Consider the following 17,037-nt stretch of genomic DNA (forward strand, 5'->3'; position numbering starts at 1 on the left):
GGGGCCGATTGGTCATCGGGTCCGGAACAACACCGGGAAATAGCCGATGGCGAAGAGCAGGTAGCCTCCGGCCCAAAGTCCCGCAGCGGCCTGAAGGGCATGCATCATGCCCGTGTCCGCCAGCGGTGCGAACACTCTGGCGATGGTGCCAAGTACGATGCAGCAGAAGATCGCGATATCGAGACGTCCCGCCGTCAGGGGCTGGCCTGAATGGCCGCGGCTGGCGCGTGTCATCACGGCAAGGGTCATCAGACCGATCGTGCCTGCGGTCCAGATGTGCAGGGCGGAAGCAGCAGGGATCGCATCCGTCATCGTCGAGACGGCGAGCGCGAGGAACCCGAAGGGAATGGTGGCAAAGGCCAGGTGGAGGATCAGAAGCAGCGGCTCGCGCGTCGTATGAAGTCCGCACCAGCGCGACAGCCGCCAGATGTTGAGGCCGCCGGCAAGCGCAAGGACCAAGGGCACCTCGGGCGAACCAGCCACCGCAGACCAGAGAACGAGCGCTGCCAGAGAGACGACAAGCGACGCCGCATCCCCCTTGCCGAAGTCCGGCGGAAGGTGCAGATGGCCCTCCCGTTTCAGCCAGTTGCGGGTGAAGGCAGGGATGATGCGCCCGCCGATCACCATGATCATGACCAGGACGATCGACACACCGGCGCGCGTCGCATGGTCGGCGGAGCCGGTGAGCAGGCTTTCCAGATGAAATGCGAGGTTGCAGGCGCCCAGCAGGGCCACGAGGGCGACGATCCGCAGGTTCCTCAGGTTTCCGCTCTTGACCACCTCCCGGCCGAAAACGAGAGACAGGGAGAGCGGGAAGAGCAGGTCGAGCGGGACGGCAAGAACAGGGCCGATGAGGGCGGAGGTGGAGACCGCCACCCGCCCGATGCACCAAGCCAGGATCAGCAGGAGCAAGGGCGTTCCGGAGACCGGGGGACGGCCGGTCCAGTTGCTCACCGCCGTCAGGGCAAAGCCCGCAACGATCGCTGGAACGCCGCCGAACAGCAGGGTGTGGATGTGCCAGTCGCGCGGGGAGAAAAAGGTCGGGAGGTTCACGCCCCCGAGAAGGACCGGGATCCAGATCAGCACCGAACCGGCCATGGCAAGGGCGCCGAGGAAGAAGAAGGGCCGCAAGCCGAGCGAGAGCCAGAGCGGAGGCTGAACGGCTTCGGGGGCGACATGGTCATGCATCGGGAGGCTCCGGCTTGGGAGGAAGGATCGCGCGCCAGGGCGATCGGCCGTCGCTCCACGACGGATCGGTCTGGCATCTCCGGAAGGCTTATCCCGTCTCTCCCGGTCCGGTCCTTGTCGCCGCACAAACTCAGGTCTCGCACCTGTCGCCAGGAGCGCGCGCCGCTGCCAGCACGAACCTTGCTCTGGCGCAACGTTGGGCTCTGCAACTCTGCCTATGGTCCGCCTCGACGCTCTTCCAAGAGGTCTCAATCGAAAGGAGACACAAGATGCTTACCCGTAGAGCCACACTGATGGGAGCCGCCGGTCTCGCCGCCGTTCCCTTCGTCATCAAGGCTGCCCAGTCCGAAGAGATCATGGACACGTCCATGGCCCCTCCCGCAGATCTTTCGAAGCTCAAGCGGGTCAAGCACAAGCTGGTGCGGCCGCCCTTCGTGCATGAGCATGAGCAGGAAGCCCCCGAAGAGCCGCGCATCGTCGAATTCGAGATGAAGATCGTCGAGAAGGAAATCCAGATCGCGGACGATGCCTATCTTCAGGCGATGACCTTCCATGGGTCGGTCCCCGGTCCGATGATGATCGTGCATGAGGGCGACTATGTGGAGCTGACGCTCTACAACAGTCACGAGAACCAGATGCAGCACAACATCGACTTCCACTCCGCCACCGGCGCGCTCGGTGGCGGGTCGCTGACCCTGGTCAATCCGGGTGAGAAGACGACGCTGCGCTTCAAGGCAACCCGCCCCGGCACCTTCGTCTATCATTGCGCTCCCGGCGGCCCGATGATCCCCTGGCACGTGGTGTCCGGCATGTCCGGCTGCATCATGATCCTGCCGCGCAACGGGCTGCGCGACCCGGAAGGCAATCCGGTGCGCTACGACCGGGTCTTCTACATCGGCGAGAACGACTTCTACGTGCCGAAGGACGAAGACGGCAATTACAAGCGCTTCGAGGATCCGGGCGACAGTTATGCCGACACGCTCGAAGTCATGAACGGACTCATTCCGAGCCACGTGGTCTTCAACGGCAAGGTCGGCGCCCTGACCGGCGACAACGCCCTCAAGGCCAATCAGGGCGAAAAGGTCCTCTTCGTGCATAGCCAGGCCAATCGGGACAGCCGTCCGCATCTGATCGGTGGCCACGGCGACCTTGTCTGGGAACACGGCAAGTTCAACAACCCGCCGGTGCGCGACATGGAAACCTGGTTCATTCGCGGCGGTTCGGCCGGTGCGGCGCTCTACGAGTTCCTGCAGCCGGGTGTCTATGCCTACGTCAATCACAACCTCATCGAGGCCGTGAACCTCGGCGCCACCGCCCACGTGCTGGTGGAGGGCAAGTGGAACAATGACCTGATGGAACAGGTGACCGCGCCCGTAGCCTTCGACGCCGCCCACGAAGGCAAGACCGCCCTGCCGTGAGGCAAGGCGTAAGGTTGCGAAACGACAGGAAGGGGGGAGGCGCTCGCACGCCTTCCCCCTTCGCATCAAGGGCCCGCTCGAATGTGAGGAGGACTGGTGATGAGAAGAAAAGTTGCCCTGGAAGTCTTCGCGCTCCTGGCGCTGTCTGCCGGTTCGATGGCCATCATTGCCGCGCCCCGGTTGTCCCGGCCGACCAGCGAGCCTCTTGCGGAGACCGTGACCATCCCGGCAGGAGAGTTCGCCTACCGTCCTGCAGCGAAATACCGGCTCTACGGCAAGCTGATCGACCCGCCGCTGGAAAGGGTGCGGGCGGAAAAGCCGCTTCAGATCATGCGTTTTCAGGTCAGCCGGGCCCAGTATGCCCGCTGTGTGCTGGCGTCGGCCTGCACGGCGGCCGAGGGGATGCCGGCCCCGACGTCTCCTTACTCTGAAGACGACCCGCAGGGACGCCTGCCGCAGACAGGTGTGAACTGGTACGACGCGAGGGATTTCGCCGACTGGTACTCGCGCCAGACGGGCATCGTCTGGCGCCTGCCCGATGATGTCGAGTGGCAGCGCGCCGCCGTGGAGCGGTTTGTCGATGACGCCCTCGATGTGGACCAGGGCCTCGATCCGGCGCAGCGCTGGCTTGCAGCCTATCGCCGGAATGTCGAAAGCCGACAGGATATGGTGACCGGCCCTCAGCCTCTCGGGGCCTTCGGGGCGAATTCCGCAGGGCTGATGGATCTGGGCGGCAATGTCTGGGAATGGACCTCCAGCTGCGTGGAAAGCGTGGTCGTCTCCGCAGATCGCGAAACGAAGCTCGGAGACACGAGCTTCTGCGGTGCTCACATCGCGGAGGGGCGCCATCGCGCCGTTGTGGTGGATCTTGTCCGCAATCCCAAGGTCGGAGGCTGTGCGGCGGGCGTGCCACCGGACTTCGTCGGCTTCCGCCTCGTGCGCGACGAGTGATTTCGCATCTCTGATCGACCTGCCGCCGGTGCCATCGTCTGCCGGCCGGCCTTATGTGTTCGCCAACAGCAGCGTGACAACGAAAGAAGCGGCTCCGTCTCCGAAGCCGCTTCCCTGTTCGCAAAAAGTCTGCGCGAGATCAGTTGGCCTTGGCGAAGATCTCTTCGAAACGGGCCTTGGCCTTTCCGGTCTGCTTGACGGCCTTTGCGGCTTCCAGGTCCGCATCACCGACCTTGATCAGCGCAACCATGCCCATGCCGTAGTGCGGCGTGCACTTCACGCCATAGGCACCCACCTTCTCGACCACCAGCTCGAAGTCCTTGTTCATCTTGCTCTTGAAGGCCTCGACCCCTTCCGGGATCATGTCCTTGATGCTTTCCACATTGTGGCCCTTGTCGGTCGCGACAAAGTGGATCGTGTCACCCGGCTGCGCAGCGATGAAGCTGGGTTCGAACACCATCGATCCGGATTCGCCCTTGTTGAGCATCTTCACTTCGAAGGTTTCGGCGAAGGCGCCGCCGCTGAGGAGGCAAAGGGCGGCAACTGCCAGGCACGTACGCTTAAACATCTGATGTTCCTTTCTGAAATGCCAGTGTTTGTCTTCGCGAACGGTTATGCGGTAAGAAAGCTCTGCGCTCTTTGAGCAAAAGCAAACTCGGGTGGGGTTATGAGCAGAATCGACGAGAGCCTTCTCACGGGCATTCCCCCATTCCGGAAGCTGGAGCGCAGCCAGATCCGCGAGATCCTGGATCTGGCGACGGTCCGGCGTTACGAGGAGGGCGAGACCATCTTCGAGGAGGGCCTCGCTGCGGATCGCTTCTTCCTTCTGCTTGATGGCTACATTCGCGTGACCCGCAACACGCCCGCCGGAGATCAGATCATCGTGCTGCACATCGCTTCCGGTCAGCTCTTCGGGATTGCTCCGGCTCTTGGCCGCGACACCTATCCGGCCACCGCGACGGCGGCGGTCGAAAGCATCTCCCTGTGCTGGCCACGCCGACACTGGCACGAGTTCGCGGAGAAATACGAAGGCTTCGCGACCGAGACCTACAAGGTCGTCGGCGAGCGCATGCAGGGGCTTCATGATCAGGTGGTCGAACTGGCCACCAAGGCCGTCGAGCAACGCCTCGCCTCTGCACTCTTGCGCATGGTGAACCAGTCGGGCCGCAAGACGGACCAGGGCATCGAGATTGCGTTCCCGGTCACGCGCCAGAACATCTCGGAGATGACGGGCACGACCCTGCATACGGTCAGCCGCCTGCTGAGCGCCTGGCAGAAACAGGGCATCGTCGCGAGCACCCGCCGCCACATTGTCGTCACCCAGCCTCATCAGCTGGTGCTGTTGAGCGACGCCATCGCCTAGACCGGAGCGGCGGTCATCCCGTCGGGTCTGTTCGGGAGAAGGTCTCTCCCGGCTCTGCGGCCATGCGCAACTCGGCACGGAATTCGGCTTCTTCCAGACCATACTCCGCCACGGCATCCAGCACGGTGTGGAACCGGGCCACGGGACAGCCGTAGCACAGCATCTGGCGGCGGATGAAGACGCCCGGTGTCTCCGGCCAGCGGGCAAAGAGGCACGCCAGCGTCATCGCCGGATCGTCGATACAGCCTGCGCAAGGCTCTGGGGTCGGGGATGGGAACATGCGCTCAACCTCATGGGTACGGACCCGTTCTGCGGGTCTCCGGTTTTCTCCCCTCCTGCCGCCCATCCTTCCCATGACAAATCGCTGCGGTCTTTGTGCTTGAACAACATCTGACGCAACGCAAGCCCCTAGGTTTTGCCGGTCCGCAACTCAAGATGGGACCGGCTCATGTCAGAGATCCTAACAAAGTCGCGGGCCAGGAACGTTTTCTACGGGGGATCTCTCTTCTTCGTGGCGGTGTTCGTGGTCCTCACAATCCAAAGTCACAACTACGTCGTGTCGACCTCGACGTCCGATCTGCCGCTCACCGACGAGGTGAAGCTCGGCAAGGAGGTCTGGGAGCGACACAGCTGCATCAACTGCCACACGCTGCATGGCGAGGGGGCGTATTTCGCGCCCGAGCTGGGCAACGTGATGACCCGCTGGGGCGTCTATGACGATCCGCAGGGCGCCTACGAAACCCTCGACGCCTGGATGAAGGCGCAGCCCTCAGGCATCGAAGGCCGTCGCCAGATGCCCTCCTTCGACATCACGGACGAGGAAATGCGCGGCCTGGCCGAGTTCCTGCGCTGGGCGGATCACACCGATACCCAGGACTGGCCGCCGAATGACGCGGGCTGAGGGAGGTTCATCATGAAATACGCATCCCAGAAGGTCGCTCTCGCCTATTTTCTCGTGGCGATGGCCCTGTTCGCGATCCAGGTGCTGGGCGGTCTGCTCGCAGGCTGGATCTACGTCTCTCCAAACACGTTGTCGGAGCTTCTGCCCTTCAATGTCATCCGCATGCTCCACACCAACTCACTGATCGTGTGGTTGCTGCTCGGGTTCTTCGGTGCCGCCTACTATCTGGTGCCCGAGGAAAGCGAGCGTGAGCTCTATTCGGTGAAACTGGCCTGGATCCAGCTGGCGATCCTCGTGGTGGGCACGCTGGGCGCCGTGGTCAGTTATCTGGTCGGCATCCACGGTGGCCGCGAGTTTCTCGAACAGCCCCTGTGGGTCAAGCTCGGCATTCTCGTCGCGGCGGTGATCTTCCTCGTCAACATCTCGCTGACCGTTCTGGCCGGGCGCAAGACGGCAATCACCAACGTGCTCCTCATGGGGCTGTGGATGCTGTCGCTGCTGTGGATCTTTGCCTTCATCAATCCCTCGAACCTCAGCCTCGACAAGATGTACTGGTGGTTCATTGTCCATCTGTGGGTGGAAGGCACCTGGGAACTGGTGATGGCCGCGATCCTGGCCTTCCTGCTTCTGAAGCTGACCGGTGTCGACCGGGAAGTCATCGAGAAGTGGCTCTATGTGATCGTGGCCACCGCCCTGTTCTCGGGCATTCTGGGAACCGGTCACCACTTCTACTGGATCGGTCTGCCGGCCTATTGGCAGTGGATCGGCTCCATCTTCTCGACGCTGGAAGTCGCCCCGTTCTTCGCCATGATGAGCTTTGCCTTTCTCATGGTCTGGAAGGGCCGTCGCAACCATCCCAACAAGGCCGCGCTCCTGTGGTCGCTCGGTTCGTCGACGGTTGCCTTCTTTGGCGCGGGTGTCTGGGGCTTCCTGCACACCCTGCACGGGGTCAACTACTACACCCACGGCACTCAGGTGACGGCAGCCCACGGGCACCTGGCGTTCTATGGCGCCTATGTCGCCCTGAACCTGGCGATCTTCACCTATGCCATGCCGGTCCTGCGCGGGCGGGAGCCCTACAATCAGGTCCTCAACATGGCCAGCTTCTGGCTCATGACCGGGGGCGTGGCCTTCATGACCTTCGTTCTCACCTTCGCCGGCACGATCCAGACCCATCTGCAGCGGGTGATGGGCGACTATTACATGGACGTGCAGAGCCAGCTCGACCTCTTCTACATGATGCGCTTCGGCGCCGGGGTCGCGGTGGTTCTGGGGGCTCTCCTGTTCATCTACAGCCTGCTTGTGCCGGGTCGTGAACTCGTCGCCCAGGGCAAGGCCGAACAGGCTCCGGAGGGAGGTGCAGCATGAACGCCATCCCCTCGCCCCTGCATCGTACCGACGTGCCGTTCTATCGACCCGTCGGGAATGAGTGCACGCTCTTCGAAACCGCTTACACCAATGGTTTGCCCCTTCTTCTGAAGGGGCCGACCGGCTGCGGGAAAACCCGGTTTGTCGAGCACATGGCCGCACGCCTTGGCCGGCCCCTCTACACCGTCGCCTGCCATGACGACCTGTCGGCGGCGGATCTGATCGGTCGCTACCTGCTGCGTGGGGGCGAAACCGAATGGGTGGACGGACCTCTTACGAGGGCCGTCCGGGAAGGGGCAATCTGCTATCTCGACGAGGTGGTGGAAGCCCGCAAGGACGTCACGGTGGTTCTCCATCCGCTGACGGACAACCGGCGCGTCCTTCCCATCGACCGCACGGGAGAGCTGCTCCAGGCGCCGCCGGAGTTCATGCTGGTTGCCAGCTACAACCCGGGCTACCAGAACATTCTGAAGCGTCTGAAGCCCTCCACGCGCCAGCGCTTCCTGTCCATCGGCTTCACCTTCCCGGATCCGGCCACGGAAACCGCGGTCGTCGCACGCGAGAGCGGCCTTTCGGACGACCGCGTGGCGGTTCTGGTGCGGCTCGCGGGGCGCATCCGGACTCTCTCGGGCATGGATCTGGAAGAGGGGGTCTCCACGCGCCTTCTGATCTATGCGGCCACGCTGATCGCAGGCGGACTGTCCGTCGATCGGGCGCTCGAGGCCGCCGTGATCGAGCCCATGACCGATGAACCCGACGTGCAGCAGGCCCTGCGGGACCTGATCGCCTCGGTCTACGGCTAGGAGGTGGCCATGTTCAATCCCCTCGATCTGCTGGAACCCGAGGAGGCGGTCGGCAATCTGTGGCACGACTGGGCAAGCCGCCTGGCTGCCGAGCGTGGGAACGAGGCTGAAGCCGTCCATCTCGATCAGGTCCGGACCAGCGTTGCCGTGCTCTTTCGGGCGCTCGGTGGTGAAGGGGGGATCGAAATCTGCGAGGCGGTTCCGGTGCCCGCTCGTCACCGCCTGAGCGTGGCGCACCGGCTTGGCGATTCCCGGCAGATGGTGACCCCGGCCCGTTTCGACGGAAGCCGGCTCCACCTGCCGGCGCGGATCGATACCTTCTCCTCCGCCGGGTTGAACCGGGCCGCCTATCTCTGGATCGCTGCGCTGGCAGCCCGCACCGAGCAGCTGCCGCTCTGGCCGGAGGATCCGCTGGCGGCCGACGTGGCGCAGGTCCGCGCGCTCGGGCGCGCGACCGCGCAGGTGGTCGCTGCATGTCCGGGCCTGCTCAAGGCCTATGTCGAGCTGAAACGGGAGCTTCTCGATCTGTGGCGGCCCGATCCCCATGGCGCGGACGAGGTCGCCCTTTGCGAATTGGTTCGGCACGCGCTTGGCGGGGATGCGCCCCAGACCGCGAGGGCCGACGTGCTGGAGCATCTGGATCTGAAGGACATCAGGTCGTCCGGATCCTACCAATCGCCCCCCGACATCCCCATCTGGCCGCGCCTCGGTGGCAGGTCGGCCGTCGCGGGGGCCTGTCCCGACGACCCTGGTCAGGCGCCTCCGGGTGCGGCCACCACGACCAGGAAGATGGCCCGCCGCGAGAACCGCGACCAGACAAACCGTCGGGACAGTTTCATTGTCTATCGGTTCGAGGCCATCCTGAGCTGGGTCGAGAGCCTCAACCTGCATCGTCCGGTGGAAGACGACGACGAGGACAATGCGGCCAAGGCGGCGGAAGATCAGGATGATCTCGTCCTCTCGCAGCAGGACAAGAAGGCCGCGACCCGTCTGCGCCTGCACCTCGACCTGTCGCCGCAGGATGCCGAGCACGAACGGCTGTCCGAGGGCCTGCTCTATCCGGAGTGGGATCATCGTGCACGCGCTTACCTGCCCGACCAATGCCGGGTTCTGGAAGCGGACGCCTCGGGGCAGCCCTGCCACGACCCGAAGGCCAATCCCGCCCTCGTCGAACGGGTGCGCCGGCAATTCGAGGCTCTGCATCCCGGGCGCGTCGTGCTGCCGCGTCAGGTCGACGGGGCCGAGCTGGACCTCGATCAGGTGGTCGCGAGCCGGGTCGCCCTGCGCACGACCGGCGAAAGTCAGGACCGGATCTACAGGCAGGCCAAGTCCGTGGAGCGCGATCTCGCCGTGGCGATCCTGATGGACTGCTCCCGTTCGACCGAGGCGGTCATCGGAGACAGGTCCATAATCGACACCGCACGCGAGGCCCTGCTGGCGCTCACCGCCGGCATCGAGACCGCAGGCGACCGGGTGGGCGTATGGGGGTTCTCGTCCCTGCGCCGAGACCGGGTGTTCCTGTCCCGCTGCAAGATGTTCGACCAGCGCATGATGGAAGAGGTGCGGGACCGGATCGCGTCCCTGAGGCCGGGACATTACACCCGGCTCGGCACGGCCATCCGGCATGTGTCGGCGCGGCTGAACGAGGAGAAGGCAGCGCGCAAGCTGCTTCTCGTGCTGACGGACGGAAAGCCGAACGATCTCGACCACTATGAAGGAATTTACGGCATCGAGGACAGCCGCATGGCTGTGCGCGAGGCGCGCCAGGCCGGGCAGTCCGTCCACGGCATCGTCGTGGATGCGGACGGGCAGGACTGGTTCGCCCGCATCTTCGGCCGGGCCGGCTTCACGCTTCTGCCGGACCCTGCCCGTCTGATCAGGGCCCTGCCCAGGATCTACACCACGCTGATCGAGGAGAATTGAGATGAAGGCCGTGCCATTGGGGGCGGCAGTGCTCGCCCTGACTGCCCTGCTGCCCACCCGCGCAGCCCTTGCCGCCGCCTTCTCGCGGCCCGTTCCCAATGCGCAGACAGGAACGGCGGAGATGTGGTTCCTTGCTGCGTCCCTCGGTCTGGTGCTTGCCCTGCTGGCGGTGCACTGGCTGGTGGCCAGACGATGAGAACCCGGCCCGGCTGGAAACTTCTCGCCGGCATCTATCCCTTCGCGGCGGGAGCGGCGGGGGTGAACCTGTTCTTCGCCTCGCTGATCCTGAGCTGGATCGGCTGGCCGGTCCTCTCCCCGGCTCAGGCCCTCGCGGGAGGGCTGGTTCTGGGGCTCCCCGCCACCTGGGCTTTTGCCTGCCACATCCGGAACCTCATCGATCAGGCCGAAGGCGATCGCTTACCGCGGTCCTGATCGGCGCATCTTTTCAATATATTCCGGAACGGCAGTCCGTGAGTTGTTTGTCCCAGAACAACGTTCGGCCTGTCACACATACCTATCGTCCCACCCATCGGGACCAGGCGCCGCGTCCCCCACAGGACGCGTGGGCAGCATCGTTCCGACCTTCGAAATATGCCGGCAGGCATGCGGGCGGGCCCTCCCGGCTTCGGGCGGCCGGCTTGCAGGGCCGCTTGGCCGCAAGTCTGGAACGTGGATATGGGTATGCGGAAGAGGGAGGCAGCCGGCGGAGGCCGAGCCGGTGCGAGGGCGAGCGGGAGAACACGGTTCGCCATCTGGCTCGCATTCCTTGTCAGTCTTGTTGCGAGCCTTGCCGGATCGTCTGGTGCGGCGATAGCCGAACCGCTGCTCTCCTCCTTTCTCGACAAGGTGCCTGTTGCCGACATCGTGCCGGGTGCCGAGACCTACGGCGCCCTGCGCGAGGATGTGCCCGCCGTTCCCGCCCTCAAGGGTGGGGAGACCGTCGGCTGGGTTTTCCTGACCTCCGATGTGGTTTCAACGACCGGATATTCCGGCAAGCCCATCCACACGCTGGTTGGCATCGGCCCGGACGCGGTTCTGACGGGTGTCCACTTGGTCAAGCATTCCGAGCCGATCGTGCTGATCGGCATTCCGGACAGCGAAATCCGCGCCGTTACCGAGGGCTACAAGGGGCTCGATCTCAAGCGTGAGGCCCAGGCCGACGCGGGAACCGCTCACGACCTCGACATCATCTCCGGCGCCACGGTCACGATCATGGTCATCGACGACACGATCGTCCGGGGCGGTCTGAAGATTGCCCGCAGGCTCGGTCTCGGGGGTCTTTCCGATGACGCGGCTGCAACCGGTCCCGCCCGTGCCATCGATCCGGCGCGGACTGCGACCGAAGACTGGATGACCCTGACGGGCGACGGGTCCGTGCGGCGGCTGTCGCTGGATATCGGTCAGATCAACGAAGCCTTCCGGGTCCAGGGGGACGAGCGGGCCATCGCGCGGCCCGAGAAGGGCGCGGAGACCGAGCCTTTCATTGATCTCTACATGGCGCTGCTCGACGTACCCTCGATTGGGTTGTCGCTTCTGGGAGAAGCCGAATACGCCAATCTGAAGGGGCGCCTCAAGGAGGGGGATCACGCTGTCGCCGTGCTGGCGCGCGGGCGCTACTCCTTCAAGGGATCGGGCTATGTGCGGGGCGGGATCTTTGATCGCATCCAGCTGATCCAGAACGATATTTCCGTCCGCTTCCATGATCGTCAGCATGCCCGCATCGGGGGTGTGCTTGCCGAAGGGGCTCCGTCTTTCACCGAAATGGACCTCTTCGTCATTCCGGCCGAAAGCGGATTTGATCCGGCCCAGGATTTCAGGCTGCAGCTCCTGGTCCAGCGTCAGGTCGGGGCCATCGACAAGGTCTTCCTGACCTTCGACCTCGGCTACCGTCTGCCCGAGCAGTATCTGCAACCGGTGGTCAGCGCGCCGGCAGCTTCGGCTTCCGCAAGCGGTCCCGATCTTCAGGCCAGCGACGATACGGACGCTCGCCAGATGCTCTGGAAGCGTATCTGGCACGACCGCAAGAGCGACGTCCTCGTGCTCGCCGGGGCCCTCGCCGTGCTCACCCTGGTCTTCTTCTTCCAGATGCAGGTGACCCGGAACGAGCGCTTCACCTTCTGGTTCCGCATCGGGTTTCTTGCCTTCACGCTGGTCTGGCTGGGCTGGATCGAGAATGCGCAGCTCTCGGTGGTCAACGTTCTCGCCTTCTTCGCGGCGGTGACGGGCGAGTTCAGCTGGGATGCCTTCCTGATGGATCCGCTGGTCTTCCTGCTCTGGTTCGCCGTCGCAGCCGCGCTCCTCTTCTGGGGTCGAGGCGCCTATTGCGGCTGGCTTTGCCCCTTCGGCGCGCTTCAGGAACTGAGCAACCGTCTGGCGAAGCTCTGCCGCATCCCCCAATGGGAACTGCCCTGGGGTCTGCACGAGCGGATGTGGCCGATCAAGTACATGATCTTCCTCGGTCTCTTCGGTCTGTCGCTCTATTCCCTCGATGTGGCGGAACATTACGCCGAGGTCGAGCCCTTCAAGACGGCGATCATCCTGAAGTTTCAGAGAAGCTGGCCCTTCGTTGCCTTCGCGGGGGCGCTGCTTCTGGCCGGCCTCTTCGTCGAGCGCTTCTACTGCCGCTATCTCTGCCCGCTCGGCGCGGCGCTGGCGATCCCGGCAAGGCTGCGCATGTTCGACTGGCTCAAGCGCTACCGCGACTGCGGCAATCCGTGCCAGCGCTGCGCCAAGGAGTGCATGGTCCAGGCCATCCATCCCGAAGGTCACATCAATCCCAACGAGTGCCTGAACTGCCTGCATTGCCAGGTTCTGTACCAGCACGATCAGAAATGTCCCGTTTGCATCAAGAAACTCGCCAAGCGCAAGCGCTTCGAGGTGCAGACGGGTCTCTCCAGACCGGAACCCCGCGATGCCACTTCGGCTGCGGCTCCGGCCCAATAGGGATCATTCAGAGGAGTATTGTCATGGAACATGAGACGGAAAAGAAGGGTGTGTCCCGCCGTGGTCTGCTCGGCGGCACAGCGGGGGCAGCGCTCGTCGGTGGCATGGGCGCCCTGGCCTATGGCAGCTTGCCGGCCCGCGCGGCCGAAGGTGGCGCGAAGAACGAACTCGCCCCGGGCGAGCTGGACGAATATTACGGCTTCTGGTCTTCCGGTCAGTCGGGCGAGCTGCGCATCCTGGGCATCCCGTCCATGCGCGAGCTGATGCGCGTTCCGGTCTTCAACCGCTGCTCCGCCACCGGCTGGGGGCAGACCAATGAATCCCTGAAGATCCTGACCGAAGGCCTCACCGAAGAGACGAAGGCCATGCTGGCGGTTCAGGGCAAGGTGACCTACGACAACGGCGACCTGCACCATCCGCACATGTCCTTCACGGAAGGTACCTACGATGGTCGCTATCTCTTCATGAACGACAAGGCCAACACCCGCGTTGCCCGCGTCCGCTGCGACGTCATGAAGTGCGACAAGATCATCGAGATCCCGAACGCCCATGACATCCATGGCATGCGCCCGCAGAAATACCCGCGCACCGGCTATGTCTTCGCCAACTCCGAGCACGAGGCCCCCCTCGTCAACGATGGCAAGATCCTGGACGATCCCTCCCAGTACGTGAACATCTTCTCCGCCATCGACGGGGACAAGATGGAAGTGGCGTGGCAGGTGATCGTGACCGGCAACCTGGACAACGTCGATTGCGACTACCAGGGCAACTATGCCTTCTCCACCAGCTACAATTCCGAAAACGGCATGAACCTGGCCGAAATGACCGCCAGCGAGCTGGACCATGTCGTCGTGTTCAACATCAAGGAAATCGAGAAGGGCATCGCGGCCGGCGACTTCCAGGAGCTGAACGGCGTCAAGGTGGTCGACGGCCGCAAGGGCAAGGACCAGAAATACACCCGCTACATCCCGATCCCGAACAGCCCGCACGGGGTGAACGCCGCGCCGGACAAGCAGCATATCGTCATCAACGGCAAGCTGTCGCCGACGGTCTCCATCATCGACGTGACCAAGCTCGATGCGCTCTTCTCCGACAATGCGGACCCGCGGTCCGCAGTCGTGGGCGAGCCGCAACTCGGTCTCGGCCCGCTTCACACCGCCTTCGACGGTCAGGGCAACGCCTTCACCACCCTGTTCCTCGACAGCCAGGTCGTGAAGTGGAACATCGACAAGGCGATCCGCGCCTATGCCGGTGAAGCCGTTGACCCGATCATCTCCAAGGTCGACGTGCAGTACCAGCCCGGCCACAACTCCACCTCGATGGGGGAAACCTCCGAGGCGGACGGCAAGTGGCTGATCTCGATGAACAAGTTCTCCAAGGACCGGTTCCTCAACGTCGGTCCGCTGAAGCCCGAGAACGAGCAGCTCATCGACATCAGCAGCGACGAGATGAAGGTGGTGCATGACGGTCCGACCTTTGCCGAGCCCCATGACAGCATCATCGTCCATCGCTCCAAGGTGAACCCGGCGACCGCCTGGAAGCGGGACGACCCGATGTTCGCCGACGCGGTTGCCCAGGCCAAGGCCGATGGGGTCGACCTCGAAAGCGATTGCACGGTCATTCGCGACGGCAACAAGGTGCGCGTCTACATGTGGTCGGTCGCCCCGACCTTCGGCCTGGAGAAATTCACGGTCAAGCAGGGGGACGAGGTCACGGTCTATGTCACCAACCTCGATGACATTGACGATCTGACCCACGGGTTCTGCATGTCGAACCACGGCGTGGCCATGGAAGTCGCTCCGCAGGCGACCGCCTCCGTGACCTTTATCGCCGAGCGTCCCGGCGTTCACTGGTTCTACTGCCAGTGGTTCTGCCATGCGCTGCACATGGAAATGCGCGGCCGCATGTTCGTCGAGCCCCGGGGAGCCTGACGATGAGACGCTCCCGCAAGGCCGGGTTCGTCCGGCAACTCGCAGTCTGGATGGTCGGAGCACTCTGGTTGCACCCGGCACACTCGGCCGAGCTGCAGGTGCCCGCAGAGCCGGGAGCGCTCGCTCATGCCATCATGACCGCGCAAGCCGGAGACCATCTCCGGCTTGCGCCCGGCACCCATTCCGGGCCGGTCGTCATCGACCGGTCTCTCGTTCTCGACGGCGGTGGCCAGGCCGTTCTGGTCGGCTCGGGGGAGGGCAGCGTGGTGACCATTGCCGCGGACACTGTGACCGTGACCGGTCTCACCATCCGCGGGTCGGGTCTCTCCCACGAATTCAACGATGCTGCGGTCCGGCTGCTCAAGGGCGTCCGGGGCGCGGTGGTGCGCGACAATCGGCTGCTCGACAATCTGGTCGGCGTGGACGTTCACGGCGCGATCGACACGCGGGTCTTCGGCAACCTGATCGAAGGCCGGCAGGATCTGCGGGTCAACGAACGCGGCAACGGGATCTACGTCTGGAATGCGCCGGGCCTGATCGCGGAAGGCAACACCATCCGCTATGGCCGGGACGGGATTTTCGTCAACACCAGTTCTGACGACACGTTTCGCGCCAACCGTTTCGAGAAGCTGCGCTTCGCCATTCACTACATGCACGGCAATGACGGGGTCATCGAGGGGAATGTCTCCATCGGCAATGACATCGGCTATGCCCTCATGTTTTCCGACCGGCTGACCATCCGCGGCAACGAATCCGTCGGCGATCGTCAGCATGGTCTCATGCTCAATTACGCCAATCTTTCGGTCGTGGAGGACAACCTCGTCCGCGAAGGCGGCGAGAAATGCCTCTTCATGTACAATGCGAACAAGAACCAGGTGCGTGGCAACCGGTTCGAACGCTGCCCCATCGGCATTCACTTCACCGCCGGGTCGGCCGACAATCTCTTTGTCGGCAATGCCTTCCTCGGCAACCGAACCCAGGTCAAATATGTCGGGACCCGGGATCTGGACTGGAGCGCGGGCGGGCGCGGCAATTACTGGAGCGATCACGCGGCCTTCGACACCAATGGCGATGGCATCGCCGAGACCGCCTACCGCCCCAACGACCTGATGGACCAGATCCTCTGGACCCAGCCTTCGGCGAAGCTGCTTCTGGGCAGCCCCGCGGTCCAGCTCCTGCGCTGGACCCAGTCCCAGTTTCCCGCCCTGATGCCCGGCGGCATCATCGATCGCGCGCCGCTCATGCATCCGCCAGCCGCACAGGCGCGCGATGCCGGCGTCGACAGGCAGATGACCCACGAAAACGGAGGTGCGTCATGACACCGGCCCTGTGTGTGGCGGGGGTCGACAGGAGTTTCGACCGTCGCGCCATCATTCGCGATGTGAGCTTTGCCCTGCAACCGGGCGAGCGTGTCGCCCTGCTCGGTCACAATGGTGCGGGCAAGACCACCCTTTTCAAGATGATCCTCGGGTTCCTGGACCCCGACTGCGGCGAGATCGCGGTGCTCGGACATCGCCCCGGCTCGCGGGCGGCCCGATGCGCCACTGCCTTCCTGCCGGAGGCGGTGGCGTTCCAGAAGAACCTGACCGGAGCAGAGGTGATCCGCTTCTACGCAAGGCTCAAGGGCGAAGCGCCGCGCAAGGCGCTTTCCCTGCTCGACCGGGTCGGCCTGGCGGAGGCCGCAGACCGTCGTCTGGGCACCTATTCGAAGGGCATGCGTCAGAGGCTGGGTCTGGCTCAGGCCCTCATCGGTCGGCCGGGTCTGGTTCTGCTCGACGAGCCCACGAGCGGTCTCGACCCCATCTCGCGCCAGGATTTCTATGCACTCGTCGAGGAAGTGGCGGCGGAAGGGGCAACGGTCCTCCTGTCGTCCCATGCGCTGACAGAGGTGGAGGCCCGCACCGACCGTATCCTCATTCTCTCCGCCGGGCAGATGGTCGCCGATGATACGCTGGCCAATCTGCGTCGCGCCGCCGGTCTGCCCATCCGCCTCAAGGTCCGTGCCGGGGAGGAGACGGTGACCGAAGTCGCCAGCCGGCTGGGCGGCGAGCGCGTCAACGGGCGTTCGGTCGAGCTCCTGTGCACTCCGGCAGAGAAGATCGGCCGCCTCGCGCAGATCGCCGCTCTGGGAGACCTGGTGCAGGACCTCGATGTTCATGACCCGAGCCTGGACGATGTCTATCGCCACTTTTCCCGCATCGCCACGACCGACACCGGTCGCGCCGCCTCACAGCACAAGGGAGCCTGA

General features: G+C 64.1%; 16 protein-coding genes. 13 read left to right on the top strand and 3 right to left on the bottom strand.

The window, feature by feature from the left end; all coding sequences use genetic code 11:
* Positions 1 to 12 precede the first annotated feature (12 nt).
* Positions 13 to 1,188: an NnrS family protein gene (locus FR728_RS15200; RefSeq protein ID WP_149893579.1), complete on the bottom strand. Its 1,176-nt coding sequence runs from the start codon at positions 1,186 to 1,188 to the stop codon at positions 13 to 15.
* Between the two features lie 269 nt (positions 1,189 to 1,457).
* Between FR728_RS15200 and nirK the strand changes: the two genes are divergently transcribed.
* Positions 1,458 to 2,606 (top strand): copper-containing nitrite reductase, encoded by a 1,149-nt coding sequence (gene nirK, locus FR728_RS15205; RefSeq protein WP_149893580.1) that lies wholly within the window; start codon positions 1,458 to 1,460, stop codon positions 2,604 to 2,606.
* 99 nt (positions 2,607 to 2,705) lie between these two features.
* Positions 2,706 to 3,557: an SUMF1/EgtB/PvdO family nonheme iron enzyme gene (locus tag FR728_RS15210; RefSeq protein ID WP_208998850.1), complete on the top strand. Its 852-nt coding sequence runs from the start codon at positions 2,706 to 2,708 to the stop codon at positions 3,555 to 3,557.
* A gap of 139 nt (positions 3,558 to 3,696) precedes the next feature.
* Here the strand turns inward: FR728_RS15210 and FR728_RS15215 are convergent, their stop codons facing one another.
* Positions 3,697 to 4,125, bottom strand: coding sequence for a pseudoazurin (locus FR728_RS15215; RefSeq protein WP_149893581.1), 429 nt, complete (start codon positions 4,123 to 4,125; stop codon positions 3,697 to 3,699).
* A 99-nt stretch (positions 4,126 to 4,224) separates the two neighbouring features.
* Between FR728_RS15215 and FR728_RS15220 the strand changes: the two genes are divergently transcribed.
* The gene (locus FR728_RS15220; RefSeq protein WP_149893582.1) at positions 4,225 to 4,920 is read left to right on the top strand and encodes a Crp/Fnr family transcriptional regulator; all 696 of its coding nucleotides are present in this window, start codon (positions 4,225 to 4,227) and stop codon (positions 4,918 to 4,920) included.
* A 13-nt stretch (positions 4,921 to 4,933) separates the two neighbouring features.
* Here the strand turns inward: FR728_RS15220 and FR728_RS15225 are convergent, their stop codons facing one another.
* Positions 4,934 to 5,146, bottom strand: coding sequence for a hypothetical protein (locus tag FR728_RS15225; protein WP_208998851.1), 213 nt, complete (start codon positions 5,144 to 5,146; stop codon positions 4,934 to 4,936).
* Between the two features lie 222 nt (positions 5,147 to 5,368).
* Between FR728_RS15225 and FR728_RS15230 the strand changes: the two genes are divergently transcribed.
* From FR728_RS15230 to FR728_RS15275, 10 genes are all read left to right on the top strand, one after another.
* Entirely contained in the window at positions 5,369 to 5,821 is a 453-nt protein-coding gene (locus tag FR728_RS15230) for a c-type cytochrome (protein ID WP_149893584.1), read from the top strand.
* A gap of 12 nt (positions 5,822 to 5,833) precedes the next feature.
* Entirely contained in the window at positions 5,834 to 7,189 is a 1,356-nt protein-coding gene (locus FR728_RS15235; RefSeq protein ID WP_149893585.1) for a cbb3-type cytochrome c oxidase subunit I, read from the top strand.
* Positions 7,186 to 7,992: a CbbQ/NirQ/NorQ/GpvN family protein gene (locus tag FR728_RS15240; RefSeq protein ID WP_149893586.1), complete on the top strand. Its 807-nt coding sequence runs from the start codon at positions 7,186 to 7,188 to the stop codon at positions 7,990 to 7,992. Before FR728_RS15235 ends, FR728_RS15240 begins: the two co-directional genes overlap by 4 nt.
* 9 nt (positions 7,993 to 8,001) lie before the next feature.
* On the top strand, positions 8,002 to 9,915 hold the full coding sequence (locus FR728_RS15245) for a nitric oxide reductase activation protein NorD (RefSeq protein WP_149893587.1): 1,914 nt from the start codon (positions 8,002 to 8,004) through the stop codon (positions 9,913 to 9,915).
* A gap of 1 nt (position 9,916) precedes the next feature.
* A complete protein-coding gene (locus FR728_RS15250) occupies positions 9,917 to 10,111 on the top strand; it encodes a hypothetical protein (RefSeq protein WP_149893588.1) in 195 nt (64 codons plus the stop codon).
* The gene (locus tag FR728_RS15255) at positions 10,108 to 10,347 is read left to right on the top strand and encodes an NnrT protein (RefSeq protein WP_149893589.1); all 240 of its coding nucleotides are present in this window, start codon (positions 10,108 to 10,110) and stop codon (positions 10,345 to 10,347) included. The genes FR728_RS15250 and FR728_RS15255 overlap by 4 nt, the downstream gene beginning before the upstream one ends.
* Before the next feature lie 414 nt (positions 10,348 to 10,761).
* Positions 10,762 to 12,858, top strand: coding sequence for a NosR/NirI family protein (locus FR728_RS15260; protein WP_244304674.1), 2,097 nt, complete (start codon positions 10,762 to 10,764; stop codon positions 12,856 to 12,858).
* Between the two features lie 23 nt (positions 12,859 to 12,881).
* Positions 12,882 to 14,789 carry a TAT-dependent nitrous-oxide reductase gene (nosZ, locus tag FR728_RS15265; RefSeq protein WP_149893591.1) on the top strand — a complete coding sequence of 636 codons (1,908 nt, stop codon included), beginning with the start codon at positions 12,882 to 12,884 and terminating at the stop codon, positions 14,787 to 14,789.
* 2 nt (positions 14,790 to 14,791) lie between these two features.
* Positions 14,792 to 16,108, top strand: coding sequence for a nitrous oxide reductase family maturation protein NosD (locus FR728_RS15270; RefSeq protein ID WP_149893592.1), 1,317 nt, complete (start codon positions 14,792 to 14,794; stop codon positions 16,106 to 16,108).
* A complete protein-coding gene (locus tag FR728_RS15275) occupies positions 16,105 to 17,037 on the top strand; it encodes an ABC transporter ATP-binding protein (protein ID WP_149893593.1) in 933 nt (310 codons plus the stop codon). The genes FR728_RS15270 and FR728_RS15275 overlap by 4 nt, the downstream gene beginning before the upstream one ends.

It is taken from the genome of Roseibium aestuarii (assembly GCF_008477545.1).
Lineage (GTDB): Bacteria > Pseudomonadota > Alphaproteobacteria > Rhizobiales > Stappiaceae > Roseibium > Roseibium aestuarii.